Raw genomic sequence first — 247 nt, 5'->3', positions numbered from 1 at the left:
CCGATAGATAGAGCTTCTGCCCGTTCACGTTGAACTCGGTGATGTCGGTTGCCCATTTCTCATTGGGAGTCTTCGCGAAGAAGTCTCGCTTCAGGACGTTTGGCACGTGCACATCGCTGATTTCAGGGACGTACCGAGAGCGCTTCCTCGCCCGAATCAGCGCGCGCAAACCCATCTCCTTCATGAGGCGCTGGACGCACTTGTGGTTGACGGACACCCCCAGCGAATTGCGCAGCGCTGCCGTGAT

1 protein-coding gene is annotated in these 247 nt (G+C 57.9%); it reads right to left on the bottom strand.

What is annotated here, in order from left to right:
- Positions 1-247 (bottom strand): IS3 family transposase (locus QN413_RS27515; protein ID WP_323499663.1); only part of this gene is annotated, 247 nt, incomplete at both ends.

The sequence above is a fragment of the Variovorax sp. LG9.2 genome, from assembly GCF_035018885.1.
Taxonomy (GTDB): Bacteria; Pseudomonadota; Gammaproteobacteria; order Burkholderiales; family Burkholderiaceae_C; genus Variovorax.
The sequence above is the reverse complement of the archived record's forward strand: the minus strand, read 5'-3'. Positions and strand labels throughout refer to the sequence as shown.